This window comes from Pseudomonas sp. BBP2017, from assembly GCF_003024385.1.
GTDB lineage: Bacteria > Pseudomonadota > Gammaproteobacteria > Pseudomonadales > Pseudomonadaceae > Aquipseudomonas.
On the sequence record NZ_PVZN01000006.1, the window covers coordinates 1 to 24,973 of the forward strand.

Below are 24,973 nucleotides of genomic sequence, written 5' to 3' on the forward strand. Positions count from 1 at the left end.
AAATGACTTATTCGAAGTCTTTCGACTTCTCGTGCAGTCACTTGTGATGCTGATAATCTTTTTGACTATCAGTCTGAGTCACAAGCACCCACACGAATTGCTTGATTCGATTGTTAAAGAGCGGTGGCTGAAGTCTTTCGCTTCAACCGAGGCGCGCATTCTACGCTTTCCTCAGGGCCTGTCAAGCGTTTATTTTGAAGTCTTTCAGAATTTCTCTTTCAACTTCAAGCGCTTAACTCGCTGCGATCTCTCGTCAGCGGGAGGCGAATTCTACAGCGTTTCAATCCGCTGTCAACCACCTTTTTCACCGCTGCCGATCTTTCGATCGAAGCCCTTCCGACACTACCTGGAACATCTAACTCGTTGAATTTCAAGGAGTTTTCCGTTCCGACTACGCCGGAAGTGGGGCGAATTATAGAGAGATTAAACGGGGCGTCAAGGACTTATTTCAAACTTATGACAATAAGCCCCTGAGTCGCCGTTTCTATATAGAAGGAAAGGCTTCTTACAGCACGCTGACACTACGCAACCGTTCGATTTCCGCCGCAGCCAACCCCAACACCTCACCCAGGACCTGCTCGGTATGCTCACCCAGCAGTGGCGGCGCATTGCGGTACTCCACAGGCGTCTCGGAAAGACGAATAGGGCTTGCTACCTGCGGCACCTTGCCAGCCAACGGATGCGGGATCTCGATAGCCAGGCCGCGAGCCTTGACCTGAGGGTCGGCAAACATCTGCGCCAGATCGTTGATCGGCCCGCAAGGCACGCCCGCCTTCTCCAGCTGCACCACCCATTCAGCGGTAGTCTTGAACACCGTGGCCTGGCGGATCAGCGGAATCAACTCGGCACGGTTGGCTACCCGCTGCTTGTTGGTAGCAAAGCGCGGGTCGTCCGCCCACTGCGGCTGCCCAGCCACTTCAGCGAACTTTCGGAACTGCCCGTCGTTGCCCACGGTAAGAATGAAGTCACCGTCGGCAGTGGGGAAGTCCTGATAAGGCACGATATTGGGATGGGCATTACCCAAACGCCGGGGAGGCGTGCCGGTAGTCAGGTAGTTCATGGCCTGGTTGGCCAGGCAGGCCACCTGGACGTCGAGCAACGCCATGTCGATATGCTGCCCACCTCCATCATGGTCGCGATGGGCGAGGGCGGCCAGAATCGCCACGGTGGAGTACAGACCGGTAAGGATGTCGGTCAATGCCACACCCACCTTCACCGGCCCGGCACCTTCCTCACCCTCCGGGCGCCCGGTCAGGCTCATCAGCCCACCAAGCCCCTGGATCATGAAGTCGTAACCGGCACGCTTGGCATACGGCCCGGTCTGACCGAAGCCAGTGATCGAGCAATAAATGAGCTGCGGGTTGATGGCCTTCAGGCTTTCATAGTCCAAACCATAGGCGGCCAGGCCACCGACCTTGAAGTTCTCGATAACCACATCGGACTTTGCTGCCAACTCACGCACCAGGCGCTGGCCTTCAGGTTGGGTGAAGTCGATGGTCACCGAGCGCTTGTTACGGTTGGCCGACAGATAGTAAGCAGCCTCAGTGGTGTTCTCACCATAGGCGTCCTTGAGGAAGGGTGGCCCCCAGGCTCGCGTATCGTCGCCGGTTCCCGGGCGCTCGACCTTGATCACTTCGGCCCCAAGGTCGGCGAGAATCTGCCCGGACCATGGCCCGGCCAGCACTCGCGACAAATCCAGCACCCGCAGATGAGATAGCGCGCCCATGGGCTGGTTCCTTATTAATAGAAGGCCTGGATGCCGGTTTGTGCACGACCGAGGATCAGCGCATGCACGTCGTGGGTACCTTCATAGGTGTTGACCACCTCCAGGTTGACCAGGTGGCGGGCTACGCCGAACTCGTCGGAGATGCCGTTGCCGCCGAGCATGTCGCGAGCCATACGCGCGATATCCAGAGCCTTGCCGCAGGAATTGCGCTTCATGATCGAAGTGATTTCGACTGCGGCTGTGCCCTCATCCTTCATCCGCCCCAGACGCAGGCAGCCTTGCAGGGCCAGGGTAATCTCGGTCTGCATATCGGCCAGTTTCTTCTGGATCAGTTGGTTGGCTGCCAGTGGGCGACCGAATTGTTTGCGATCCAGGGTGTACTGGCGGGCGGTGTGCCAGCAGGCCTCAGCGGCACCCAGCGCGCCCCAGGAGATACCATAGCGAGCCGAGTTCAGGCAGGTGAACGGACCCTTCAGACCACGCACATCCGGGAAAATGTTCTCTTCCGGCACGAAGACGTTGTCCATGACGATTTCACCGGTGATCGAAGCGCGCAGGCCGACCTTACCGTGAATCGCTGGGGCGCTCAGACCCTGCCAGCCTTTCTCCAGGACGAAGCCGCGGATATCGCCAGCATCGTCCTTGGCCCAGACCACGAAGACATCGGCAATCGGGCTGTTGGTGATCCACATCTTGCTGCCGGTCAGGCGATAACCACCGTCGACTTTCTTCGCCCGGGTAATCATCGAACCCGGGTCAGAACCATGATCAGGCTCGGTCAGGCCGAAGCAACCGATCCACTCACCACTGGCAAGCTTGGGCAGGTACTTCTGCTTGGTTGCTTCAGAACCGAACTCGTTGATTGGCACCATCACCAGCGAGGACTGCACACTCATCATCGAACGGTAGCCCGAGTCGATACGCTCCACTTCACGGGCAATCAAGCCGTAGCACACATAGTTCAGGCCGCTGCCACCGTACTGCTCAGGGATGGTCGCGCCGAGCAGGCCGATCTCGCCCATTTCGCGAAAGATCGCAGGGTCGGTCCGCTCATGACGGAAGGCTTCCAGCACGCGCGGGGCCAGCTTGTCCTGGGCGAACTGATAAGCGCTGTCACGCACCATGCGCTCTTCTTCAGTGAGCTGTTGGTCCAGCAACAGCGGGTCGATCCAGTTGAAGCTTGCTTTACCGGCCATGAGCGAATCCTCGAAAAATGGGACCAGAGTTGTTGTGCATTGATCCTAGGCCTGATCAGCTGACGAGACAAACGAGGAATGCGCATAGTCTTGTGATAATTTCTCACTCCGTAACGATCATAAAGCCCATCTCTACGCATAATTAGTGAGATTGACGTACATGCGACGGAAGATCCCCAGCACTGCGGCCCTGGTCTGCTTCGAAGCAGCCGCCCGCCATGAGAGCTTCACCAAGGCCTCGCAAGAGCTGTCCCTCACGCAGGGTGCCGTATGTCGGCAAATTGCCGGGCTGGAGGAGTTCCTCAATGTCGAACTGTTTCGCCGTTCACGTCGCGGGGTGAAGCTCACCGAAGCCGGGCTCTCCTACAGCCGCCGGGTAGCCACGCAGCTGGATGCAGTGGAACGCGATACCTTGTCAGTGATGGGCCAGCAGGGCGCCAACGTCATCGAGCTCGCCGTGGTTCCGACCTTCGGCACGCAATGGCTGCTGCCCAGGCTCAAGGACTTCCAGCAGCGCCACCCGGAAGTCACGGTCAACCTGACCAACCGCACCCGGCCTTTCCTCTTTGCCGACACCCCCTTCGATGCAGCCATCTATTTCGGTGATGCCGATTGGTCCGGTACTCATTCCCATCGACTGATGGGCGAGAATCCGGTGCCGGTCTGCAGTCCGAACTTGCTAGGCGGAGCCGGACAGCTGGAGGGCGAACAGATCGCCCAACTGCCCCTGCTTCAGCAAACCACACGCCCCTACGCCTGGCGCCAATGGTTCAACAGCCTGGAGATGAACATTGCGCGCGACATGACTGGCCCGCGCTATGAGCTATTCTCGATGTTGGCACAGGCCGCCATGCATGAGATGGGTGTTGCGCTGATTCCACCGTTCCTGATCCAGCGCGAACTGGCAGAAGGGCGCCTGGTCGTGGCCAACCGACATGGGCTTTCGAGCATCAAGGCGTATTACCTGATGATCCCGGAACGTAAGGTCGAGTCCGCCTCGCTGCGCGCTTTCCGCGATTGGCTGGTAGTTGAAGCCGAGCGCTATGCCCTCGCACACAAGGACGAAAGCCACAACCTGACCCCGTAGTCAGCAAAAATTGAACCCTACAGATGTACGTAAATGTCGCAATTTGCACAACTGTTTCTCCACCCCCTCCAACACCTCTTAACCCTGCTGTTTATGCGGCCTTCACTGCATAAATCGCGTTTTGATTAACGCATCCAGAGAATTCGGCGGAATTTTTTCAAAATTTACCGTAATCTCCCTGAAGCCCATAGTTTGCGGGCTCCAGGCCTGTTCTTGCGACATTCGGTCACAGGGTGACTTGTAGCTTGATTAGCGTCACCCTTCAAAACTGGTTGAAGCAATTCAGGAATCAACTGCAAAATGCCGCGCCCCGCCAGAATTCGGCGGGATCGTGCTGATCGGCCGCCCCAGAAGCACCATCCGCAGTGCACTGGTTTACCTACAAAAGATCACGCAGGAGATTTGACGTGCACATTGGTGTTCCTCTCGAAACGCAGACGGGCGAAACACGGGTTGCTGCAACCCCGGAAACCATCAAGAAACTGATTGGTCAGGGGCATCAGGTCACCGTCCAGAGCGGCGCCGGCATCAACGCCAGCGTTCCGGACAGTGCCTATGAAGCAGCAGGCGCCACTATTGGCAGCGCTGCCGATGCGTTTGGTGCACAGCTTGTTCTGAAAGTTGTGGCTCCCGACGATAGCGAACTGGCCCAGATCAAGAGCGGCACCGTACTGGTGGGTATGCTCAACCCGTTCAACAACGACATCATCGCCAAGATGGCCGAACGCGGTATTACCGCCTTCGCCCTCGAAGCAGCGCCGCGCACCTCACGGGCACAGAGCCTCGATGTGCTGTCTTCGCAGGCCAACATTGCCGGTTACAAAGCGGTGCTGCTGGCGGCTCATCACTATCCGCGCTTCATGCCGATGCTGATGACCGCAGCGGGAACCGTAAAAGCCGCTCGCGTGTTGATTCTCGGTGCAGGCGTGGCCGGGCTGCAGGCCATCGCCACGGCCAAGCGCCTGGGTGCGGTAATCGAAGCCTCGGACGTGCGTCCGGCGGTGAAAGAGCAGATCGAATCGTTGGGTGCCAAGTTCATCGACGTCCCGTACGAGACCGATGAAGAACGCGAATGCGCCGAAGGTGTCGGCGGCTATGCCCGGCCAATGCCAGCCAGCTGGATGCAGCGTCAGGCCCTGGCCGTGCACGAGCGCGCAAAACAGGCTGACATCGTCATTACCACCGCGCTGATCCCCGGCCGCAAGGCACCGACCCTGCTCAGCGCCGAGACCGTTGCGCAAATGAAGCCGGGGTCGGTGGTCATTGACCTGGCGGCAGCCCAGGGAGGCAACTGCCCGCTGACTGTCGCCGACCAGGTGGTGGTAGCGCAGGGCGTGACTATCGTCGGCCCGACCAACCTGCCCGCGCAAGTGGGTGCCGATGCTTCGGCCCTGTATGCCCGCAACCTGCTCGACTTCATGAAGCTGCTGTTCGACAAGGACAATCAGCTTGTGATCAACCTCGAAGACGATATCGTCGCCGCGTGCCTGATGTGCCGCGACGGCCAGATCATCCGCAAGAACGGATAAGGAGCCAGACAATGGAAGACATGCTGATCTCTCACGGCGTCTATAACCTGATCATTTTCGTGCTGGCGATCTATGTCGGTTACCACGTGGTGTGGAACGTCACCCCGGCCCTGCATACTCCTCTGATGGCGGTTACCAACGCCATTTCCGCCATCGTCATCGTCGGCGCCATGCTGGCCGCTGCGCTGACCGTGACGCCGCTGGGCAAAATCATGGGCACCCTGGCGGTGGCCCTGGCAGCGGTCAACGTATTCGGTGGTTTTTTGGTCACCCGGCGCATGCTGGAGATGTTCAAGAAGAAAGCCGCAAAGGCTGAGGGGAAGCAGTAAACATGAGCATGAACCTGGTAACACTTCTCTACCTTGTCGCCTCGGTATGCTTCATCCAGGCGCTCAAGGGCCTGTCGCACCCGACCACCTCGCGGCGCGGCAACCTGTTCGGCATGCTCGGTATGGCCCTGGCGATCGTCACCACCGTCGGCCTGATCTATAAGCTCGGCGCGGAGCTGGCCACCGACGGTATCGGCTATGTGATTGTCGGCCTGCTGGTCGGCGGCACCGCCGGTTCGATCATGGCCAAGCGCGTTGAAATGACCAAGATGCCTGAGCTGGTTGCCTTCATGCACAGCATGATCGGTCTGGCCGCGGTGTTCATTGCCATTGCCGCAGTGGTCGAGCCACAGTCGCTAGGGATCGTCTCCAGCATCAGCGACCCGATCCCGACCGGTAACCGCCTGGAGCTGTTCCTCGGTGCCGCCATTGGTGCAATCACCTTCTCCGGTTCGGTGATTGCCTTCGGCAAGCTCTCCGGCAAGTACAAGTTCCGCCTGTTCCAGGGCGCACCGGTACAGTTCACGGGCCAACACAAGCTGAACCTGGTTCTGGGCCTGGCAACCATTGGCCTGGGCCTGGTCTTCACCTTCACCGGTAGCTACAGCGCCTTCGCCCTGATGCTGATCCTGGCGTTCATCATGGGCGTGCTGATCATCATCCCGATTGGCGGTGCCGACATGCCGGTGGTGGTGTCGATGCTCAACAGCTACTCGGGCTGGGCGGCTGCCGGTATCGGCTTCTCGCTGAACAACTCGATGTTGATCATTGCCGGCTCGCTGGTAGGTTCGTCAGGTGCCATCCTCTCGTACATCATGTGCAAGGCGATGAACCGTTCGTTCTTCAATGTGATTCTCGGCGGCTTCGGCGGCGCTGCAGACGCTGGTGGTCCAGCCGGTGCCCAGGAAGCCCGTCCGGTGAAGTCCGGTTCGGCCGACGACGCCACCTTCCTGCTGAGCAACGCCGACACCGTGATCATCGTTCCTGGCTACGGCCTGGCGGTGGCCCGTGCCCAACACGCGCTCAAGGAACTGACCGAAAAGCTGACCCACAACGGCGTCACCGTGAAGTATGCAATTCACCCGGTGGCAGGGCGTATGCCCGGCCACATGAACGTACTGCTGGCCGAAGCTGAAGTACCGTACGACCAGGTGTTCGAGATGGAAGACATCAACTCCGAGTTCGGCCAGGCCGACGTGGTGCTGGTACTCGGTGCCAACGACGTGGTCAACCCGGCGGCGAAGAACGATCCGAAGTCGCCAATCGCCGGCATGCCGATTCTTGAGGCATTCAAGGCCAAGACCATCATCGTCAACAAGCGCTCCATGGCCAGTGGCTATGCAGGACTTGATAACGAACTGTTCTATCTGGACAAAACCATGATGGTTTTCGGCGACGCCAAGAAGGTCATCGAAGACATGGTCAAAGCTGTCGACTAAGTCGTTGGCAGGCTGTGACAATTAGCCCCAGCGCGGTACCGGCTGGGGCTTTTTAATGCCCGGCCCACCGACAGAAGGCTCTATTTCATGGCTTCGCATTCGACCTTGGTCGTGGGACGCCGGGCTGCTAAGTCTCTAGACTGCGCATCTAGCTTTAGTAGCCTGAGATAACAATCCATGTACCGTGATCGTATCCGCTTGTCCTCCCTGCACAGCAAGGTAATGAGTGCGGCTGATGCCGCTGGCCTGATCGAGGACGGCATGACCGTCGGCATGAGCGGCTTTACCCGCGCCGGCGAAGCCAAGGCGGTGCCGCATGCACTGGCCGAACGTGCCAAGCAATCTCCGCTGCAAATCAGCCTGATGACCGGTGCCAGTCTGGGCAACGACCTGGACAAGGAACTGACCGAAGCCGGTGTTCTGGCCCGCCGTATGCCATTCCAGGTCGATAGCACACTGCGCAAGGCCATCAACGATGGCAAGGTCATGTTCATTGACCAGCACCTGTCGGAAACCGTGGAACAGCTGCGCAACCAGCAACTGAAGCTGCCGGACATTGCGGTCATTGAAGCAGTTGCCATCACCGAACAAGGCCACATCGTACCGACCACCTCGGTGGGTAACTCGGCCAGCTTCGCAATCTTCGCCAAACAGGTGATCGTCGAGATCAACATGGCCCACAACGCCAACCTGGAAGGCCTGCACGACATCTATATCCCGACCTACCGGCCAACCCGCACACCGATCCCGCTGGTCAAAGTCGATGACCGCATTGGCAGCACCGCGATCCCGATCGACCCGGCCAAGATTGTCGGCATTGTCATCACCGAGCAACCGGACTCGCCATCCACCGTACTGCCGCCAGATGATGAAACGCAGGGCATCGCCAACCACCTGATCAACTTCTTCAAACAGGAAGTGGCAGCAGGGCGCATGACCAACAAGCTCGGCCCGCTGCAGGCGGGTATCGGCAGCATCGCCAACGCGGTGATGTGCGGCCTGATCGATTCGCCATTCGAAGACCTGACCATGTACTCCGAAGTACTGCAGGACTCGACCTTCGACCTGATCGACGCCGGCAAGCTGAGCTTTGCCTCGGGCAGCTCCATCACCCTGTCGAGCCGTCGCAACGCCGATGTGTTCGGTAACCTGGAACGCTATAAGGACAAACTGGTCCTGCGCCCTCAGGAAATCTCCAACCACCCTGAAGTGGTGCGCCGCCTGGGTATCATCGGCATCAACACCGCCCTTGAGTTCGACCTGTACGGCAACGTCAACTCCACGCACGTCTGCGGCACGCGGATGATGAACGGCATCGGCGGCTCGGGTGACTTCGCCCGCAACGCTCACCTGGCGATCTTCGTCACCAAGTCGATTGCCAAAGGCGGTGCGATCTCCAGCGTGGTGCCAATGGTCAGCCATGTGGACCATACCGAGCATGACGTCGATATCCTCGTCACCGAGCAAGGTCTGGCCGATCTGCGTGGCCTGGCGCCACGCGAGCGTGCACGGGTGATCATCGACAACTGTGTGCACCCCGACTATCGCGATGCGCTGAATGACTACTTCACCCGGGCTTGCGAGCGCGGCGGTCATACTCCGCACATCTTGCGTGAAGCCCTGGCCTGGCACGAAAACCTGGAAGAAACCGGGCGCATGCTCGCCAGCTAAACCTCACCGTTTTCAGCCGGTGGTGCGCAATGCTCACCGGCTGAACAGTTGGCAACCATTAGCTAACATAAACTGTTCTACTGTACCGGTCTTTTCGCCCCCGCTTTCCCTCTCCGCACTCTACCCTCAAGCAAAATTGCACCACTTTAGTGCGGACCAGTACAGTTGCGCCTATTCCGAGTGCAACAGCGCTCTAAAACAGTTAACTGGCCCATCACAATGTAGGTGAACTGTATCTACTGTTATCGACGACAGAGGAGGATCATTGGCATCAGTTAAATCACTACCTAATGCCGCCACAAGCGGAAGGATGACATCATGGAACGTACCCTCAGTTCCGATCTGGTTTTCGAACGCACCAACGAACAATCCAAGGCCGCGCTGCCACTGCGCCTGCTGGCCAACCTGATGCTGTGGCAACGCCGCATCGCCAGCCGTCACCAGTTGGCCCGTCTGGATTCGCGCCTGCTGGCCGACGCAGGGATCAGCGAAGCACAGCGCTACGAAGAGCTGAGCAAGCCGTTCTGGCGTTGATGCAGGGCTCGCCGGCCACGGTCGGCACCTCGAATTCCAAAAACCCGTCGCAGGTGACTGCTGACGGGTTTTTTCGTTCTGAAGCCACGAGATAGAGCGGCTACGGATGAGACGGGTACAGTTTTCTAAAAATTTATTCTGAAAGGTACAGTTGATAAATCTTGCCGCGACCTTGTCCAATTCGCAGACGCTGATCGCGTGATACCCTTAGGGCACCCAGCCTGGTGAAAAGTAGCGCAACCGGCTGAGCGTGCGTCTGACACAAAGAACCTGCCTAAATTCAGGAGATTGACCATGTTCCGTTCACGCTTGTTTGGCGCCGCGCTGGTACTGGCTCTGGCTTCTACTGCCAACGCCACCAGCTTCGTCGTAACCACCGACACTATCGTTCGTGGCGTCGCGGCGTCCACTGATGCCACCTCCGACGTGTCCTCGTCGTTGCGTGACGACAAAATCGTGCGCGCCGCCCGTGACGACGCTGCCAGCTTCGTTGCCAGCCACGGTGAGATCCGCGGCGTGAAGCTCGAAAGTGCCTTCGCCCACATCCGTCAGCAGGCACCAAGCCTGCAAGCCAGCGACACGCAACTGGCACAGGCCATCCTGGCGCTCTGAGTTCGTCTGTTTCTGGCTTCATCATGTAACAACATGCAATGAAGCCGGATACCCTGCGCTGGTCCTTGCCAGCGCATTGGGATAGCCTTTGCCGTCTGATTCGCCAGCCTTACGAGACCCATGCGTTATCTGTCATTGCTGTTGCTTGTGTGCTGCTGGACCAGTACTGCCCAGGCCCTGGACCTCACCACCAACAATCTTGTCGTCAGCGGTTACGTCACCAGCAAGGTGACCTCGGCGCCCTTCGATCGCAAACTGCTGCTCAATGCCCAGGATGATGCCGCCGCGTTTGTCGCCAGCGACGGCCGGATACGCGGCGCCCGCTTGCAAGCCGTGTTGATCCGGTTGCGCCAGGCCAACCCCGAAGTTGTGGTTGCGGACCTTGAACTGGCGCAGGCAATTCTCGTCCAATGATTACCCTCGTTTTTCCGGAGATGTTCCATGCGTAACCCGCTGATTGCCGCCACTCTTGGCCTTCTGTTGCTGGCTGATGTAGCCCAGGCACAAACCCTGGTGGCCACCAGCAACATCATCGTGCGTGCATTCGGCCGTTCGATCGACTTCACCTCTGATACCACCACCTCGATCCGTGATTCCAAAGTCGTGCGTGAAGCCCGTGACGATGCGGCCAGCTACATCGCCAGCCGCGGTGAAATCCGTGGTGCTCAACTGGAAGCCGCCTTCGATACCCTGCGCCAGCGTGTACCTGAAGCACGCCAGGCCAGCGATCAGGCCCTGGCTGAAGCCATTCTCGCCCTGTGAACACCCTGCGCGCCTGGCTGCTGGGTGGCCTGCTGACACTACTGGGCAGCCCAGCCCTGGCCGACCTGCAGTTGCAACTGCAGACTGAAGGTCTTGAGCCAGCACAACAGCGCGCCAGCCAGGCGCTGCTGGATGAAGCCATGCAGGCGCTGCCGCCCGGTTTCAAGGCGCGACTGGACCGCCGTGTTCGGGTCAGCTGGAGCACGAAGATGCCTGAAGATGCCTACGGCCAGGCATCACTGGTATCAACACTCGAGCTCAATCGCCGACTGCTGCCCGGCCTCACCGATGGCAGCGCAGCCACACGCCAGACTGGCCGTCCCCACGGTACTGTGCGCCAGGAGTTACTGGCCACTGTGCTGCATGAGCTGACGCATATCTATGATCGCGCCCGCCTCTGGCAGGGCAGCGAACGGCGCCTGATCAACCAGTGTGCCCGGCACGTGAGCAGTCAGGGCAAGGTTGGCCTGCCCGAACAGTGCCGCGGGCAAACCGAACGGCGCTTCACCCTCAGCGATGATCCGCGCCTGCTCGACCTGGCCGGCTGGCCACAATATGTCGGCAGGCGAGGGGAGCGCGAGCAGCATAACCGCCAGATGGCGCGTAGCCCCGACAGCTACGAGTTGAGCAGCCCCAAGGAGTTCATCGCGGTCAACATGGAGTACTTCCTGATTGACCCGAGCTTCGCCTGCCGCCGGCCAGCACTGCAGAACTATCTGAAAAAGCACTTCGACTGGGCGCCGGAACATCCGGCCTGCCCGCAAGCGCTGCCGTTTCTCAATGCCGGTAATGATTTTGCCAAGGCGCCACTGGGCGAGATCGACCCGGAGCGCGTATACGCCGTGGACTACCTGTTGGCCGAAGCCAACCAGAACTGGGTCAGCCGCTGGGGCCATAGCATGCTGCGTCTGGTCATCTGCGCGCCCGGTCGCCCGCGTGGGCCTGATTGCCGACTAGACCTTGACCAGCATCTGGTGCTGTCGTACCGCGCCTTCGTCAATGACGTGCAACTATCGAGCTGGGACGGCCTGACCGGGGCCTATCCTTCACGCCTGTTCGTCCTGCCCCTGGCCCAGGTCATCGACGAGTACACCAAGACCGAACTGCGCAGTCTCGCCTCGATCCCCCTCAAGTTTGAGCGCAACGAGCTGGAAAACCTGGTGCGCCAGGCCGCCGAGATGCACTGGAGTTACGACGGCAACTACTATTTCCTGTCCAACAATTGTGCGGTGGAAACCCTCAAGCTGTTGCGTAGCGGCACCGCCAACCCGCGCCTGGCCGATCTGGACAGCATCGTGCCCAACGGCTTGCTGGAAGTGCTGCAAGGACGCGGGCTGGCCGATGTCAGTGTCCTCGATGATCCGCGCGAGGCGCTGCGCCTTGGCTATCGCTTCGATTCCTACCGCGACCGCTATCAAGCGATGTTCCTGGTGCTTAAGCAGCAACTGCCCATCCGCCAGGACAGTGTCGAAGCCTGGCTGGATCAGTCTGCCCAGCAACGCCAGCAATGGTTTACACAAGCTGATCTACGCACCAGTGCAGCACTGCTCCTGCTTGAGCAGGCCAGCTTGCGCAAGCAGCTGCTGCTGGCCCAGGACGAGGTTAAACAGCGCTACCTGACCGGTCGAGAAGCCAATGATGCCAGCGTGACCAAGGCCAATGCCACGCTGCAGCAGATTCTCGCCAACAGTGGTTTTCTCAGCCGCCCAGCGGAACTGCTGGGCAGCAACGGCTATGGCTTGCCACAGGGAGGGGAACGCAAGCAACTGATCAGCGAGTCCAGCCAGCGGCAAAAGCAATTACAAACGCTCAGTGCCGATCTGGACAAGGAAGTACGTGCGCTGCTAGACCCAGCCAGGGCTGCGGAAATTGCCGCAGTCGAAGCCAACATCAAGCAGGTCGGCGAACACTTGCGCGTCTTGCATAAGGCCGCAGGTGGCTTGCAACTGCCCTGAGCAGCACACCTAAAGGGTTTCTTCGGGCTCACCTGGCAGATGCTCGTCCAGATGCAGCCAGGGCAGGCGGCTACAGGTCCAGATATGCCGTTGGGGCCGGGCCAGCTCAGGCTGATCCAGAGTGGTGATGGTGATGTCGATGGTTTCCGGGCTCAGGTCGGTGGTCAGCGCCACATGCGCCCCGCATCGGCTACAGAAGTAGCGCACGCAGCTGGGAGAAGAGTCGTAACGTTGCGGCGTACCGCTCTGCCACTGGAAATCTGCGCAGGGCAGGGTCGCCCAGGTCACCAGCAGCCCGCCACTGACCCGTCGACACACCGAGCAATGACAGTGGGCAACATCCGTCAACGGCCCTCGAACCCGATAGCGCAAGGCGCCGCAATGGCAGCCACCTTGAAATGTATCGCCCATCGCTTGCCCCTCCCGCTCTGCTGGTTTAACCCCAACAATGCACCTCCCGTCGCCTTTGGGCCAGCGAAAGCTGGCTGAAAGCTTGCCGACTTAGGATTGCCTCCACTACCGGCACAGACCGGTCAGCCAGGGCACCTGACTTCGTGTGCAGCGCCCGGCCCAATTAACAACAACAATGGTGATTCTGATGTTTGCTTACAACCGCCTCCCCGCTGCACGCCCTCCGTTATTCCATGCGCTGCGCCCTGTGCGCTGATCCGCCCGACTCGTTCCTTTTCGACGCGATACGCCTGGAGTACTCCTATGCTGACCTTCCTCGGCTTTGCCATGGTCATTACCTTCATGTACCTGATCATGACCAAGCGCCTGTCGGCCTTGATCGCCCTGATCCTGGTACCGATCATTTTCGCCCTGTTCGGCGGCTTCTCCGGCGATATCGGCCCGATGATGCTGCAAGGCATCACCAAACTGGCCCCGACCGGGGTGATGCTGATGTTCGCCATCCTGTATTTCGGCCTGATGATCGATTCCGGTCTGTTCGATCCTGCCGTGCGCAAGATTCTCAAGATGGTCAAAGGTGACCCACTGAAAGTCTCGGTGGGCACCGCTGTGCTGGCCCTGGTCGTGTCGATGGACGGCGACGGCGCCACCACCTACATGATCTGCGTGGCGGCCATGCTGCCGCTGTACAGCCGCCTGGGCATGAGCCCACGGATCATGGCAGGCCTGATCATTCTCGCCGGCGGGGTGATGAACATGACCCCGTGGGGCGGCCCGACCGCGCGTGCGGCCAGCGCCCTGCATGTCGACCCTTCGGACATCTTCGTACCGATGATCCCGGCCATGCTGGCAGGGGTGGTGGCGATCCTTGCGATTGCCTACATGTACGGTAAGCGTGAACGTGCCCGCCTGGGCGAATTGCACCTGCCAGGTGACGAAATCGACCACAGCGAAATCAGCGTTTCGCAGTTCCCCGATGCTCGCCGGCCGAAAATGATCTGGTTCAACGGTGCCCTGACCGCAGCGCTGATGGTTGCCCTGGTCGCTGGTCTGTTGCCACTGCCGGTGCTGTTCATGGTCGCCTTCAGTATCGCCATGATCGTCAACTACCCCTGCCTGCAAATGCAGAAAGACCGCGTTGCCGCTCATTCCGGCAGTGTGCTTGCGGTGGTAGGGCTGATCTTCGCTGCAGGCATCTTCACTGGAATCCTGTCGGGTACCGGCATGGTCGAAGCCATGTCGAAAAGCCTGCTGGCCGTAATCCCTGACGTACTGGGCCCTTACCTGGCGGTGATCACTGCGATCGTGAGCATGCCGTTCACTTTCTTCATGTCTAACGACGCCTTCTACTACGGGGTGCTACCGGTACTCTCCGAAGCCGCCAGCCACTATGGTATCTCGCCAGTGGAAATGGCCCGCGCGTCGATCGTCGGCCAACCCGTGCACCTGCTCAGCCCGCTGGTACCCTCTACCTATCTGTTGGTGGCTCTGGCCGGTATCGACTTCGGCGATCATCAGCGCTTCACCCTGAAGTGGGCAGTGCTGGTCTGTCTGTGCATAATGCTCGCCGCGCTGCTCATGGGAATTTTCCCACTGTTCAGCAGCCTGTAAGACAACAGTCTCATACAACCGCAGCGGCGCCCCTTGCCCGGGCGCCCTGCATTTATCGCACGAAGGAATACACATGGAATGGCTGACCAGCCCAGAAATCTGGGTTGCCTTTTTTACCCTGACGGCTCTTGAGATCGTTCTCGGCATCGACAACATCATCATGATCTCAATCCTGGTTAGCCGCATGCCCAAGCACATGCAGCAACGCACCCGGATTTTCGGCCTGGCCCTGGCCATGGTTACCCGTATTCTGCTGCTGCTGTCGATCACCTGGGTCATGCGCCTGACGGCCGACCTGTTCGTGGTGCTTGACCAGGGTATTTCCGGTCGCGACCTGATCCTGTTCTTCGGTGGCCTGTTCCTGCTGTGGAAAAGCTCGCAGGAGATCTACCACGGCCTGGAAGGCGAGGATGAAACCCTCGACGAGCCTTCCGGTAAGGGCGGCAAGTTCCTCTACACCATCATCCAGATTGCCATCATCGACATCGTGTTCTCCCTTGACTCGGTGATCACCGCTGTCGGCATGGTCTCCCACGTTCCGGTGATGATCGCAGCGATCGTTGTCGCCGTACTGGTGATGATGCTTTGCGCCGGTGCTATCAGTAACTTCATCGACAAGCATCCTTCGCTGAAGATGCTCGCCCTGTCGTTCCTGATCGTGGTGGGCACCGTACTGATCGCCGAAGCCTTTGAAGTGCATGTGCCCAAGGGCTACGTCTACTTCGCCATGGCCTTCTCCCTGGCGGTAGAAGCCATCAACATCAAGATGCGCACCGCCATGGCCCGCAAGAGAAACCAGGAACAAGGCGAACCGGTGAAACTTCGCAAGGATATTCCAGGTCAGTAAACCTGGAGCATCTGCTAAAAGGGCCCTGCGCAGGGCCCTTTTTCATTTGTTTTCATAACAGTTTTGTTTCAAAGCTCGCGCTGGCTATGCGATGCTGGCGCCAAGCCCTTGAGCCGACTACAGCTGAAGTGAGCACAGGAAAGAACCGCCTGCGATCAGGCCAGGCTCACGGCACTATCCGTTTGCCCCACTGGGGCACGATCAACAGGGGGCCTGTTTTATGCTGACCCTGCTCAATCTGCTTTCCGCCGTGGCGCTGCTGATCTGGGGCACACATATCGTGCGTACCGGTATCCTGCGGGTGTACGGCTCCAACTTGCGGCGCGTGCTGAGCCAGAACATGTCCAGGCGCCCACTGGCCTTCCTTGCCGGGATCCTGGTGACGGCCATGGTCCAGAGCAGCAACGCGACGGCGATGCTGGTGACCTCCTTTGTTGGTCAGGGGCTGATGTCCTTGACTCCGGCGCTGGCCATCATGCTCGGCGCCGATGTCGGTACCGCGCTGATGGCACGGGTGTTGACCTTCGACCTGTCGTGGCTGTCGCCGCTGTTGATCTTCCTCGGGGTGATCTTTTTTCTATCGCGCAAACAGACCCGTGCCGGACAGCTGGGCCGCGTCGGTATCGGCCTGGGCCTGATCATCCTAGCCTTGCAATTGATCGTCGAAGCCGCCGCACCGATTACCCAGGCCCAGGGTGTGAAAGTGCTGTTCGCCTCACTGACCGGCGACATCCTCCTCGACGCCCTGGTCGGAGCGCTGTTTGCGCTGATTTCCTATTCGAGCCTGGCCGCCGTACTGCTCACCGCGACCCTGGCCGGCGCCGAGCTGATCAGTCTGCCGGTAGCCATCGGCCTGGTCATTGGCGCCAACATCGGCAGCGGCCTGCTGGCCTTCCTCAGCACCAGTATGCAGAACGCCGCCGGGCGCCAAGTGGCCCTGGGTAGCCTGCTGTACAAGCTGATCGGCCTGATCCTGATCATCCCGGTGCTCGACCCGCTGGTGCGCTGGATGGACAGCCTGACGTTCAGTGCCCAGGAGCTGGTGATCGGTTTCCACCTGCTCTACAACAGTTTGCGCTGCCTGATCATGCTGCCAACAGTCAAACCCATGGCCCGCGTCTGCAGCTGGCTGCTACCGGAGCGGGCAGAGGCCAATGGCCGGGCCCGACCGCGGCACCTGGATCCGGCGGCGCTGAGCACCCCGAGCCTGGCGCTGGCCAACGCCGTACGTGAGACCCTGCGCGTGGGCGATCTGATCGACAACATGCTCGACGCCATGCACGGCGTGCTGCTGGGAACCCATACGGCAATGACGCAGCAGGTCCGCAGCCTGGGTGAAGACGTCGAAGCGCTGAACACCGCGATCAAACTGTACCTGGCGCAGATGCCCCGCGAGGACTTGAGCGATCAGGACAGCAAGCGCTGGGCAGAAATCATCGAGCTGGCGATCAACCTCAAGCTGGCCAGCGACCTGATCGAACGCATGCTGCGCAAGGTGCAGCAGCAGAAGACCTCGCAACGCCGTGAGTTCTCTGACGTCGGTCTGGAAGAACTGACTGGCCTGCACGCCCAGTTACTTGCCAACTTGCGCCTGGGACTGTCCGTCTTTCTCAGCGCCGACCCCGAAAGCGCCCGTCAGTTGCTGCGGGAAAAACGCCGCTTTCGCGCTCAGGAGCGGCGCCTGGCCCATGCCCATGTCAGCCGACTGCAACGTAAAGTGGTGCAAAGTATCGAAACCAGCGCCTTGCACCTGGAACTGATTGCCGATATGAAACGACTGAACTCCTTGTTCTGCAGCAGTGCCTATGTAGTATTGGGTGGCTCCGATACCGGCGGTTTGTTGCTCGACAGTGTGCCGGACAATGCCCATTCACCGTGACCGCTACCGCAGCCCCCCGCAAGGAAGCTCGCCATGCGTTGCCTGATGTTCCTGTGCCTGCTGCTGGGGGCCATGCCCGGCTTTGCCCTCGACCGCTCGCAAGTCGAAGGCTACCTGTTGCCCAATGGTTTGCAGGTGCTGCTCAAGTCGGGCTATGAGCGCAATCATGTGTCGATACGCCTGGTGGTCGGGGTTGGCTTCGACGACTTTCCCTGTGAGCAGCAGGCGCTGCCGCACTTGCTCGAGCATGTGCTGTTCAGTGGCATCGACGACAGTGGCGAAGGCGGGCTGGAAGCGCGCATGCAGGCGTTGGGCGGTGAGTGGAACGCCTACACCAGCGGTGCCGACACCACTTTTGTCATCGAGGCCCCGGCCCGTAACCAGCGCAAGGCACTCGACCTGCTGCTGGCGGTGATCAAGGACACCGAGATCGACGAGAAGGCCCTGGCGCTGTCGAAGAAGATCGTCGAGCGCGAAGATGGCGGACACTATTCCCACCTGCAACGCTGGCTTGACCGCCAGGACCTCGGTCATCGCGCAAGCGACCAGCTGGCGGTGGAGCTGGGGCTTAAATGCGCCGAACGTTCGGCGCTGGCCGACATGACCGTGGAACAGGTCAATGATGTACGCCAGCACTGGTACGCGGCCAACAACATGAGCCTGATTGTGGTCGGCGGCCTCGATCGCCTGTTGCCGGCTTACCTGGAACGCACCTATGGCGAACTGGAGCCAGCCGAACCCGGCAAGCGTCGCGCACTTGAAGGCGTTACCCACAGGGCCGAAGCCCGCCGTGAACTGATCCGCGGCTGGCTCGGTGACAGTGCTCGGCTGCACTGGTTGTTCCTCGAACCGGTGCTGGACAACGATCACGGCCAGACCTACGACCTGCTGCAGCGCTATCTGGACTGGGCATTGTATGAGCAGTTGCGGCTCAAGCACGGGCTGTCGTACGGGCCTTCCAGCCAACGCGAAAGCTTCGGCGACAGCGGCGTGATGAGCCTCAATGCCGACCTCGACCGCGCCGACATCAAGGAAGCCGAGCAGGCCTTGGGCGACATGCTTGAGCAATTGCGCAAGAACGGCTTGGACCCGGTCACCTTCGAGCGGGTCAAGCAGGCGGCAATCGATCGCGAGGCCTGGACCACTCAGGGCAACGCGGCACTGGCGGACTACTACTGGGGCGCGTTGAATGATTACCTCGACGGCCGCTTTGCCGACCCGGCGCACACCCTGCGCCGGGTCAGCCTGGATGATGCCAATCAGGCATTGCGGCAATTGCTCGCCGAGCCCGGGTTTGTGCGAGTCGAGCAGCCGTTGATCAGTTATGACGCGTTGTATGGGTTAGTGGCACTGGGGTTGGGAGGGATTTTGGCCGGTGGATTGATCTGGAGCCGACGCCGACACAAAACGGCCCCGGCGAAATAGCAAGACAAGGCAGCTGGCCAGTACAAAGCACGGTATCCTGTACCGGTTTTAACCTCACCCTGCGAACACCTTCATGCCTCACTACCTCCAGCGGCTGATCGAACTGGTCAAGCGCTACCCCGGTGTCATCGCCCTCGGCGGTTTTATTTCCGGTATCGCCAGCTTTATGTTGGTCGACCGCCAGGAAAGCCTGGCCAGCTGGATTGCCATCGTGATGCTGATCAGCTGGATCTGGCTGATGCTGGAAAACACCTTCACCCAGTTGTTCACCAAGGTGTTCAAGCGCGAGATCCCGCAGCCGCTGCTGCGCTATGCCACGCAGATGATCCATCAGGAAAGCCTGTTCTTTGTCCTGCCGTTCTTTTTCATCACCACCACCTGGAACAGTGGCCAACTCGTGTTCACCGGCCTGTTGGGCGCCGCCGGGCTGATATCGATCATCGACCCCCTGTACTACAAATGGCTGGCCCCGCGGCGCTGGCTGTTCCTCGCGCTGCATACTCTGACCCTGTTCGCGGCGTTGCTCACCGCGCTACCGATCATTTTGCACCTGACCACCTCACAGAGCTTCAAGCTGGCCCTGGTGATCGCCATGCTGCTGTCATTCCCAAGCCTGGCCAGCAGCTTCCCCATTCAGCACTGGCGACGCGGGGTCATGCTGGTGGTGCTGACGCTTGCCGTCGGCGCCAGCGGCTGGATGCTGCGTTCCTGGGTACCACCGGCGACGTTATGGATGACTGACGTCGCCGTCAGCTCCCAGCTGGAGAACCGCACGCCAGGCAAGAGCCTGAGTGAGATCAAGGCCAGCGAGATTCGCGCCGGGCTCTATGCCTTTACCGCTATCAAAGCGCCGCGCGGGCTGAACGAGCGGATTTATCACGTCTGGCAGTTCAACGGCAAAGAAGTCGACCGCATTGCCCTGGACATCCATGGTGGTCGCAAGGAAGGCTATAGGGCCTGGACGCACAAGCAGAATTTCCCCGGCAACCCGGTGGGCCGCTGGCAGGTGCGGGTGCTGACCGAAGACGGCCAGGTCATCGGTGTATTGCGTTTCCGGGTGATTGACGATGGTCAAGCGCCCAAGGCCGTGTAACGCTATGCTCTGAAGCTGCGAAACTGTCGGTCGACTGCATGGAGCCTATGACTACACAAGCCAGCGCAACCCTGGACACCACGAGCAACCCGGCGCGCCTGCGGATTGCCGGTGACTGGACCCTGGCCAACTATGCCAGCCTCAAGCGCAACAGCGAGCGCCTGACCGGCCACTACGACCAGAACACCGAGGTCGATCTCGAGCAGCTTGGTCAGCTGGATACCGCCGGTGCTTCGCTGCTGGCTGAAGTGCTCGGTGCCGAGCGTTTGTCGCGCCTGACCGAGACCGCACAACTGCCCGAGGCCAGTCGGGCACTGCTGCAGACGGTGTACCGCTCGGTGCAGGACTTCTGCATCCCGGAAAAACAGCCCGAGAAGTCGGTACTGATCCAGCTGCTCAGCCGCATCGGCTGCGCGGTCGACACCGTCCGCAAAGACACCCTGCAGATCCTGGGTTTTGTCGGCCTGATCCTGCAAACCCTGGTACTGCGCCTGTTCCAGCCACGACGCTGGCGGGTCACAGCGGTCGTCGCGCACATCGAACAGACCGGCCTGGATGCAGCGCCCATTGTCGCCTTGCTGACCTTCCTGGTCGGGGCAGTGGTGGCCTTTCTCGGCGCCACTGTGCTGGCCGGGTTTGGCGCCAGTATCTTCACCGTTGACCTGGTTGCGTTCTCCTTCCTGCGCGAATTCGGCGTTCTGCTGACCGCCATTCTCATGGCCGGCCGCACCGCTAGTGCCTTTACCGCGCAGATCGGTTCGATGAAAGCCAATGAAGAGATCGATGCCATCCGTACCCTGGGGCTAGACCCGGTAGAGCTTCTGGTGGTGCCCCGAGTGCTCGCATTGCTGATCGCACTGCCGTTACTGACGTTCGTCGCGATGCTCTGCGGCATCATCGGTGGGGGTGTGGTCTGCGCCCTGTCGCTGGACATTTCCCCGGCGATGTTCCTGTCATTGCTGCACAGCGACATTGGTGTGCAGCATTTCCTCGTCGGCCTGGCCAAGGCGCCGTTCTTTGCCTTCCTGATCGCGGCCATTGGCTGCCTGGAAGGCTTCAAAGTCAGCGGCAGCGCCGAGTCGGTGGGGGCCCACACCACCTCCAGCGTGGTGCAATCGATTTTCGTGGTGATCGTCCTTGATGCGGTGGCTGCGTTGTTCTTCATGGAGATGGGCTGGTGAGCCAGACACCCCCCGAACACCGCGAGGCGGTGATCGAAGCGCGCGGCATCTGCAACCGCTTCGGCCCCCAGAGCGTGCACGACCAGCTGGACCTGGACCTGTACCGCGGCGAAATTCTCGCCGTGGTGGGTGGCTCAGGCAGCGGTAAATCGGTGTTGCTGCGCAGTATCGTCGGCCTGCGGCGGCCGAACGAAGGTCAGGTCAAGGTCTTCGGCCAGGACCTCAGTGGCCTGAACGACGAGCAGCGCTCGAAGGTTGAACGGCGCTTTGGCGTGCTGTTCCAGAAAGGCGCGCTGTTCTCTTCGCTCACTGTTACCGAGAACGTCGCCTTGCCGCTGATCGAACATGCCGGCCTGTCCCGCGCCGACGCCGAGCACTTGGCCGGAGTCAAGCTGGCCCTGGCCGGCTTGCCGATTTCCGCCGCCGACAAATACCCCTCATCGCTGTCCGGCGGCATGATCAAACGCGCCGCGCTGGCCCGAGCCCTGGCCCTGGACCCGGACATTCTGTTTCTCGATGAGCCCACTGCGGGCCTCGACCCGATCGGTGCGGCAGCCTTCGACCAGTTGATTCTGACCCTGCGCGATGCCTTGGGCCTGAGCGTGTTCCTGATCACCCACGACCTCGACACCCTCTACACCATCACCGACCGGGTAGCAGTGCTGTCGCAGAAGAAAGTCCTGGTGGCAGGCCCGATCGCCCAGGTCGAAGACACCGACGACGCCTGGATTCACGAATACTTTCATGGCCCGCGTGGCCGTGCGGCGTATCAGGCCGCCACAGCGGCAAAGGAGCTCTGAGATGGAAACCCGTGCACATCATGTGCTGATCGGCCTGGTCACGGTCATTGTGGTCACCGGTGCCATGCTGTTCGGCCTGTGGCTGACCAAGTCCAGCGTCGACAGCACCTTCAAGGACTACCAAGTCGTGTTCAACGAAGCAGTCTCCGGCTTGTCCCGGGGCAGCTCGGTGCAATACAACGGCATCAAGGTGGGTGACGTCACCAGCCTGCGCCTGGACCCCAAGGACCCGCGCCGGGTCCTGGCCCAGGTGCGCCTGAGCGCCGATACCCCGGTCAAGGAAGACACCCGCGCCAAACTGACGTTGACCGGCATCACCGGTACCTCGTTCATCCAGCTCAGTGGCGGCACGCCGCAAAGCCCGGAGCTCAAGGGCAAAGACGGCAAGCTGCCAGTGATCGTCGCCTCGCCTTCGCCGATTGCCCGTCTGCTCGATAACGGCAGCGACCTGCTGACCAACATCAACATGCTGGTGCATAACGCCAACCAGCTGTTCTCCGAAGACAACGCCAAGAGCCTGAGCAACACCCTCAACCATCTGGAGCAGACCTCGGCAGCGTTCAGCGAGCAACGCGGGGATATACGTACTGCGATCCAGCAACTGGCCCAGGTCGGTAATCAGGCCAGTTCCATGCTCGAACAGACCAGCGAATTGATGCGCAACGCCAATGGCCTGCTCAACAACCAGGGCAAGCAAGCCTTCGGCAGCGCCGAACAGGCCATGCAGTCGCTGGCGCAGAGTACAGCCACCATCAATAGCCTGCTCAACGACAACCGCGAAGCCCTCGACGGTGGCGCCCAAGGCCTGAACCAGCTGGCCCCGGCCATCCGTGAGCTGCGCGAGACCCTCAACTCGCTGAAGGCGATTTCCCAGCGCCTGGAAGCCAACCCCAGCGGCTACCTGCTCGGCCGTGACACAAACAAGGAGTTCACGCCATGAGTCGCACCTACCGCTACCTGGCCCTGGCTGTGACGCTGGGCCTGAGCAGTGCCTGCTCGATCCTGCCACAGGCCGAACCTGCTGATGTCTATCGCCTGCCTGCGGCGCATGCCAGCCAGGTCACATCTGCGAGCACTGTGGCCAGTTGGTCGCTGCGGCTGAACAAGCCGTTAGCCAGCGATGCCCTTAACAGCCCGAAAATTGCCGTGGTCCCTCAAGGCAACCTGATCAGTAACTACAAAGGCGCACGCTGGAGCGATCCAGTACCCTTGCTGCTGCGTAACCGCATGCTCGATGCCTTCCAGCGCGATGGCCGGGTACCCCGGCTCAGTGCCGATGACAGCAACCTGCAGGCTGACTATGAGCTGGCAGGCGAGCTACAGGCGTTTCAGAGCGAGTACAGCGCCGACGGCCTGGCCGTGGTGATCCGCTATGACGCACGTCTGGTGCAAGGGCGCAGCCAACGCATCCTCGCCAGCCGCCGCTTTGAAGTGCGTCAGCCGCTACGTGACACGCAAGTGCCAGCAGTGGTCAACGGTTTCGGCAGCGCCAGCGACCAACTGATGGCGCAACTGGTGGCCTGGACCCTGGCCCAGGCCAACCAGGCGCAGGTTCAGGCAAAGAACCAGTAGCAGACGCAGATGGCCGCGATCACCCCGGACAGCTCAGCGAGCAGGGCGCAGCCCACTGCATGGCGGGCGCGCTGAATACCGACAGCACCGAAATAGACCGCCAGGACGTAGAAGGTGGTTTCGGTGCTGCCCTGAATGGTCGCTGCCACCAGCGCCGGGAAGCTGTCGACGCCGTGAGTCTGCATGGTTTCGATCAGCATCGCCCGTGCCGCGCTGCCCGAGAACGGTTTGACCAGTGCAGTAGGCAGCCCTTCGACGAAGCGCGTATCCATCCCCAGCCATTCCACCACATGGCGGATACCGTCCAGGCTCAGCTCCAGGGCTCCTGAGGCACGCAACACGCCGACTGCGCAGAGCATGGCGACCAGATACGGCAACAGACTCTTGGCAACGTCAAAACCCTCCTTGGCGCCCTCTACGAAGGTTTCATAGACCTTCACCTGCTTGAACGCGCCGATCACCAGGAACAGGATAATCAGGCCGAACAGGGTCAGGTTGCCCAGAATCGACGACAACCCGGCCAGAGCCGTTGCCGAGAGCGTGCCCAGAAACGCCATGAAGCCGCCCAGCAGCAGTGCACCCGGCACCAGGTAAGCAAGGACTACCGGATCCCACAGGCGCAGGCGCTGCATCACCGCAACCGACAGCAGGCCGACCAGGGTCGAGGCACTGGTGGCGAGCAGGATCGGCAGGAACACCAGGGTCGGGTCCATTGCGCCTTGTTGGGCGCGGTACATGAAGATAGTCACCGGCAGTAGGGTCAATGACGAAGCGTTCAGCACCAGGAACAGGATCTGCGCATTACTGGCGGTGGTCGAGCTGGGGTTCAGCTCCTGCAGGGCGCGCATAGCCTTCAAGCCAATGGGCGTGGCGGCGTTGTCCAGGCCCAGGCCGTTGGCGGCGAAGTTCAGGGTGATCAGGCCAAGAGCCGGGTGGCCGGGTGGGACTTCCGGCATCAGGCGGGCGAAGAGCGGGCCGAGCACCTTGGCCAGCCATTCAACGATACCGGCCTTTTCAGCGATCTTCAGAAAGCCCAGCCAGAGGGTCAGGGTGCCGAACAGCAAGATCATCACCTCGACCGACAGCTTGGCCATGGCGAAGATGCTCTCGACCATCGCGGCAAAGATCCCGGCATTGCCGCCTACCAGCCATTGCGCCAGCGCGGAGACGGCCGCGACCAAGAAAAAACCAAGCCAAAGGCCGTTGAGCATCCGTTGTTCCCCCACAAAGTTGCGACGAATGATAGCGGGCCGGGCCAGGCATTGCACCGCCACTCTGTGTACAACTGAAACGAAAAAGCCCCGACCAGGTCGG

At 60.5% G+C, this 24,973-nt stretch carries 24 protein-coding genes; 20 read left to right on the forward strand and 4 right to left on the reverse strand.

Annotated elements, in window-relative coordinates:
• Positions 1-367, forward strand: a 367-nt coding sequence (locus tag C6382_RS24195; RefSeq protein WP_107024303.1) for a hypothetical protein, incomplete at its 5' end; no start/stop codon positions are given.
• A 138-nt stretch (positions 368-505) separates the two neighbouring features.
• Here the strand turns inward: C6382_RS24195 and C6382_RS09800 are convergent.
• Both C6382_RS09800 and C6382_RS09805 read right to left on the reverse strand, forming a co-directional pair.
• Entirely contained in the window at positions 506-1,726 is a 1,221-nt protein-coding gene (locus C6382_RS09800; protein WP_107024304.1) for a CaiB/BaiF CoA-transferase family protein, read from the reverse strand.
• Positions 1,727-1,740: 14 nt separating this feature from the next.
• The gene (locus C6382_RS09805) at positions 1,741-2,922 is read right to left on the reverse strand and encodes an acyl-CoA dehydrogenase (protein WP_107024305.1); all 1,182 of its coding nucleotides are present in this window, start codon (positions 2,920-2,922) and stop codon (positions 1,741-1,743) included.
• Between the two features lie 160 nt (positions 2,923-3,082).
• On the opposite strand from C6382_RS09805, the gene C6382_RS09810 reads away from it, so the two are divergent.
• From C6382_RS09810 to C6382_RS09855, 10 genes are all read left to right on the forward strand, one after another.
• Positions 3,083-4,009 carry a LysR substrate-binding domain-containing protein gene (locus tag C6382_RS09810; RefSeq protein WP_107024306.1) on the forward strand — a complete coding sequence of 309 codons (927 nt, stop codon included), beginning with the start codon at positions 3,083-3,085 and terminating at the stop codon, positions 4,007-4,009.
• Positions 4,010-4,416: 407 nt separating this feature from the next.
• Complete coding sequence (locus tag C6382_RS09815; protein ID WP_107024307.1) at positions 4,417-5,538, forward strand: Re/Si-specific NAD(P)(+) transhydrogenase subunit alpha; 1,122 nt, start codon at positions 4,417-4,419, stop codon at positions 5,536-5,538.
• A gap of 11 nt (positions 5,539-5,549) precedes the next feature.
• Positions 5,550-5,867: an NAD(P) transhydrogenase subunit alpha gene (locus C6382_RS09820; RefSeq protein ID WP_107024308.1), complete on the forward strand. Its 318-nt coding sequence runs from the start codon at positions 5,550-5,552 to the stop codon at positions 5,865-5,867.
• 2 nt (positions 5,868-5,869) lie between these two features.
• On the forward strand, positions 5,870-7,306 hold the full coding sequence (locus tag C6382_RS09825) for an NAD(P)(+) transhydrogenase (Re/Si-specific) subunit beta (protein ID WP_107024309.1): 1,437 nt from the start codon (positions 5,870-5,872) through the stop codon (positions 7,304-7,306).
• 177 nt (positions 7,307-7,483) lie between these two features.
• Positions 7,484-8,977: an acetyl-CoA hydrolase/transferase family protein gene (locus tag C6382_RS09830; protein WP_107024310.1), complete on the forward strand. Its 1,494-nt coding sequence runs from the start codon at positions 7,484-7,486 to the stop codon at positions 8,975-8,977.
• Between the two features lie 318 nt (positions 8,978-9,295).
• Positions 9,296-9,511, forward strand: a complete 216-nt coding sequence (locus C6382_RS09835) for a DUF1127 domain-containing protein (protein ID WP_107024311.1) — start codon at positions 9,296-9,298, stop codon at positions 9,509-9,511.
• A gap of 294 nt (positions 9,512-9,805) precedes the next feature.
• Entirely contained in the window at positions 9,806-10,123 is a 318-nt protein-coding gene (locus C6382_RS09840; protein ID WP_107024312.1) for a DUF2388 domain-containing protein, read from the forward strand.
• Positions 10,124-10,243: 120 nt separating this feature from the next.
• Positions 10,244-10,537, forward strand: coding sequence for a DUF2388 domain-containing protein (locus C6382_RS09845; protein WP_107024313.1), 294 nt, complete (start codon positions 10,244-10,246; stop codon positions 10,535-10,537).
• A gap of 27 nt (positions 10,538-10,564) precedes the next feature.
• Positions 10,565-10,885 (forward strand): DUF2388 domain-containing protein, encoded by a 321-nt coding sequence (locus tag C6382_RS09850; RefSeq protein ID WP_107024314.1) that lies wholly within the window; start codon positions 10,565-10,567, stop codon positions 10,883-10,885.
• Positions 10,882-12,840, forward strand: a complete 1,959-nt coding sequence (locus C6382_RS09855) for a DUF4105 domain-containing protein (protein WP_107024315.1) — start codon at positions 10,882-10,884, stop codon at positions 12,838-12,840. The genes C6382_RS09850 and C6382_RS09855 overlap by 4 nt, the downstream gene beginning before the upstream one ends.
• A 9-nt stretch (positions 12,841-12,849) precedes the next feature.
• Here C6382_RS09855 and C6382_RS09860 read toward each other — a convergent pair whose 3' ends face one another.
• Complete coding sequence (locus C6382_RS09860; protein WP_107024316.1) at positions 12,850-13,251, reverse strand: GFA family protein; 402 nt, start codon at positions 13,249-13,251, stop codon at positions 12,850-12,852.
• Positions 13,252-13,554: 303 nt separating this feature from the next.
• On the opposite strand from C6382_RS09860, the gene C6382_RS09865 reads away from it, so the two are divergent.
• The 9 genes from C6382_RS09865 to C6382_RS09905 all read left to right on the forward strand — a co-directional run bounded on the left by C6382_RS09865 (position 13,555) and on the right by C6382_RS09905 (position 23,659).
• Positions 13,555-14,862 carry a CitMHS family transporter gene (locus C6382_RS09865; RefSeq protein ID WP_107024317.1) on the forward strand — a complete coding sequence of 436 codons (1,308 nt, stop codon included), beginning with the start codon at positions 13,555-13,557 and terminating at the stop codon, positions 14,860-14,862.
• Between the two features lie 73 nt (positions 14,863-14,935).
• Positions 14,936-15,709, forward strand: coding sequence for a TerC family protein (locus tag C6382_RS09870; protein ID WP_107024318.1), 774 nt, complete (start codon positions 14,936-14,938; stop codon positions 15,707-15,709).
• Between the two features lie 220 nt (positions 15,710-15,929).
• On the forward strand, positions 15,930-17,588 hold the full coding sequence (locus C6382_RS09875; RefSeq protein WP_107024319.1) for a Na/Pi cotransporter family protein: 1,659 nt from the start codon (positions 15,930-15,932) through the stop codon (positions 17,586-17,588).
• A gap of 33 nt (positions 17,589-17,621) precedes the next feature.
• Positions 17,622-19,013 (forward strand): pitrilysin family protein, encoded by a 1,392-nt coding sequence (locus tag C6382_RS09880; protein WP_107024320.1) that lies wholly within the window; start codon positions 17,622-17,624, stop codon positions 19,011-19,013.
• Positions 19,014-19,086: 73 nt separating this feature from the next.
• On the forward strand, positions 19,087-20,106 hold the full coding sequence (locus C6382_RS09885) for a DUF5924 family protein (protein ID WP_107024321.1): 1,020 nt from the start codon (positions 19,087-19,089) through the stop codon (positions 20,104-20,106).
• Between the two features lie 38 nt (positions 20,107-20,144).
• A complete protein-coding gene (locus C6382_RS09890; RefSeq protein ID WP_107024322.1) occupies positions 20,145-21,287 on the forward strand; it encodes an MlaE family lipid ABC transporter permease subunit in 1,143 nt (380 codons plus the stop codon).
• Between the two features lie 29 nt (positions 21,288-21,316).
• Positions 21,317-22,087, forward strand: a complete 771-nt coding sequence (locus C6382_RS09895; RefSeq protein ID WP_371919593.1) for an ABC transporter ATP-binding protein — start codon at positions 21,317-21,319, stop codon at positions 22,085-22,087.
• A gap of 1 nt (position 22,088) precedes the next feature.
• Complete coding sequence (locus C6382_RS09900; protein ID WP_107024324.1) at positions 22,089-23,027, forward strand: MlaD family protein; 939 nt, start codon at positions 22,089-22,091, stop codon at positions 23,025-23,027.
• Positions 23,024-23,659, forward strand: a complete 636-nt coding sequence (locus tag C6382_RS09905; RefSeq protein ID WP_107024325.1) for an ABC-type transport auxiliary lipoprotein family protein — start codon at positions 23,024-23,026, stop codon at positions 23,657-23,659. The genes C6382_RS09900 and C6382_RS09905 overlap by 4 nt, the downstream gene beginning before the upstream one ends.
• Here the strand turns inward: C6382_RS09905 and C6382_RS09910 are convergent.
• Positions 23,641-24,870: a nucleoside recognition domain-containing protein gene (locus C6382_RS09910; RefSeq protein WP_107024326.1), complete on the reverse strand. Its 1,230-nt coding sequence runs from the start codon at positions 24,868-24,870 to the stop codon at positions 23,641-23,643. The genes C6382_RS09905 and C6382_RS09910 overlap by 19 nt on opposite strands.
• Between the last annotated feature and the right edge of the window lie 103 nt (positions 24,871-24,973).

Coding starts and splice junctions, on each gene's coding strand:
- C6382_RS09800 (WP_107024304.1), bottom strand. CDS start 1,726: ATGGGCGCGCTATCTCATCTGCGGGTGCTGGATTTGTCGCGAGTGCTG.
- C6382_RS09805 (WP_107024305.1), bottom strand. CDS start 2,922: ATGGCCGGTAAAGCAAGCTTCAACTGGATCGACCCGCTGTTGCTGGAC.
- C6382_RS09810 (WP_107024306.1), top strand. CDS start 3,083: ATGCGACGGAAGATCCCCAGCACTGCGGCCCTGGTCTGCTTCGAAGCA.
- C6382_RS09820 (WP_107024308.1), top strand. CDS start 5,550: ATGGAAGACATGCTGATCTCTCACGGCGTCTATAACCTGATCATTTTC.
- C6382_RS09825 (WP_107024309.1), top strand. CDS start 5,870: ATGAGCATGAACCTGGTAACACTTCTCTACCTTGTCGCCTCGGTATGC.
- C6382_RS09830 (WP_107024310.1), top strand. CDS start 7,484: ATGTACCGTGATCGTATCCGCTTGTCCTCCCTGCACAGCAAGGTAATG.
- C6382_RS09835 (WP_107024311.1), top strand. CDS start 9,296: ATGGAACGTACCCTCAGTTCCGATCTGGTTTTCGAACGCACCAACGAA.
- C6382_RS09840 (WP_107024312.1), top strand. CDS start 9,806: ATGTTCCGTTCACGCTTGTTTGGCGCCGCGCTGGTACTGGCTCTGGCT.
- C6382_RS09845 (WP_107024313.1), top strand. CDS start 10,244: ATGCGTTATCTGTCATTGCTGTTGCTTGTGTGCTGCTGGACCAGTACT.
- C6382_RS09850 (WP_107024314.1), top strand. CDS start 10,565: ATGCGTAACCCGCTGATTGCCGCCACTCTTGGCCTTCTGTTGCTGGCT.
- C6382_RS09860 (WP_107024316.1), bottom strand. CDS start 13,251: ATGGGCGATACATTTCAAGGTGGCTGCCATTGCGGCGCCTTGCGCTAT.
- C6382_RS09865 (WP_107024317.1), top strand. CDS start 13,555: ATGCTGACCTTCCTCGGCTTTGCCATGGTCATTACCTTCATGTACCTG.
- C6382_RS09870 (WP_107024318.1), top strand. CDS start 14,936: ATGGAATGGCTGACCAGCCCAGAAATCTGGGTTGCCTTTTTTACCCTG.
- C6382_RS09875 (WP_107024319.1), top strand. CDS start 15,930: ATGCTGACCCTGCTCAATCTGCTTTCCGCCGTGGCGCTGCTGATCTGG.
- C6382_RS09880 (WP_107024320.1), top strand. CDS start 17,622: ATGCGTTGCCTGATGTTCCTGTGCCTGCTGCTGGGGGCCATGCCCGGC.
- C6382_RS09885 (WP_107024321.1), top strand. CDS start 19,087: ATGCCTCACTACCTCCAGCGGCTGATCGAACTGGTCAAGCGCTACCCC.
- C6382_RS09890 (WP_107024322.1), top strand. CDS start 20,145: ATGGAGCCTATGACTACACAAGCCAGCGCAACCCTGGACACCACGAGC.
- C6382_RS09900 (WP_107024324.1), top strand. CDS start 22,089: ATGGAAACCCGTGCACATCATGTGCTGATCGGCCTGGTCACGGTCATT.
- C6382_RS09905 (WP_107024325.1), top strand. CDS start 23,024: ATGAGTCGCACCTACCGCTACCTGGCCCTGGCTGTGACGCTGGGCCTG.
- C6382_RS09910 (WP_107024326.1), bottom strand. CDS start 24,870: ATGCTCAACGGCCTTTGGCTTGGTTTTTTCTTGGTCGCGGCCGTCTCC.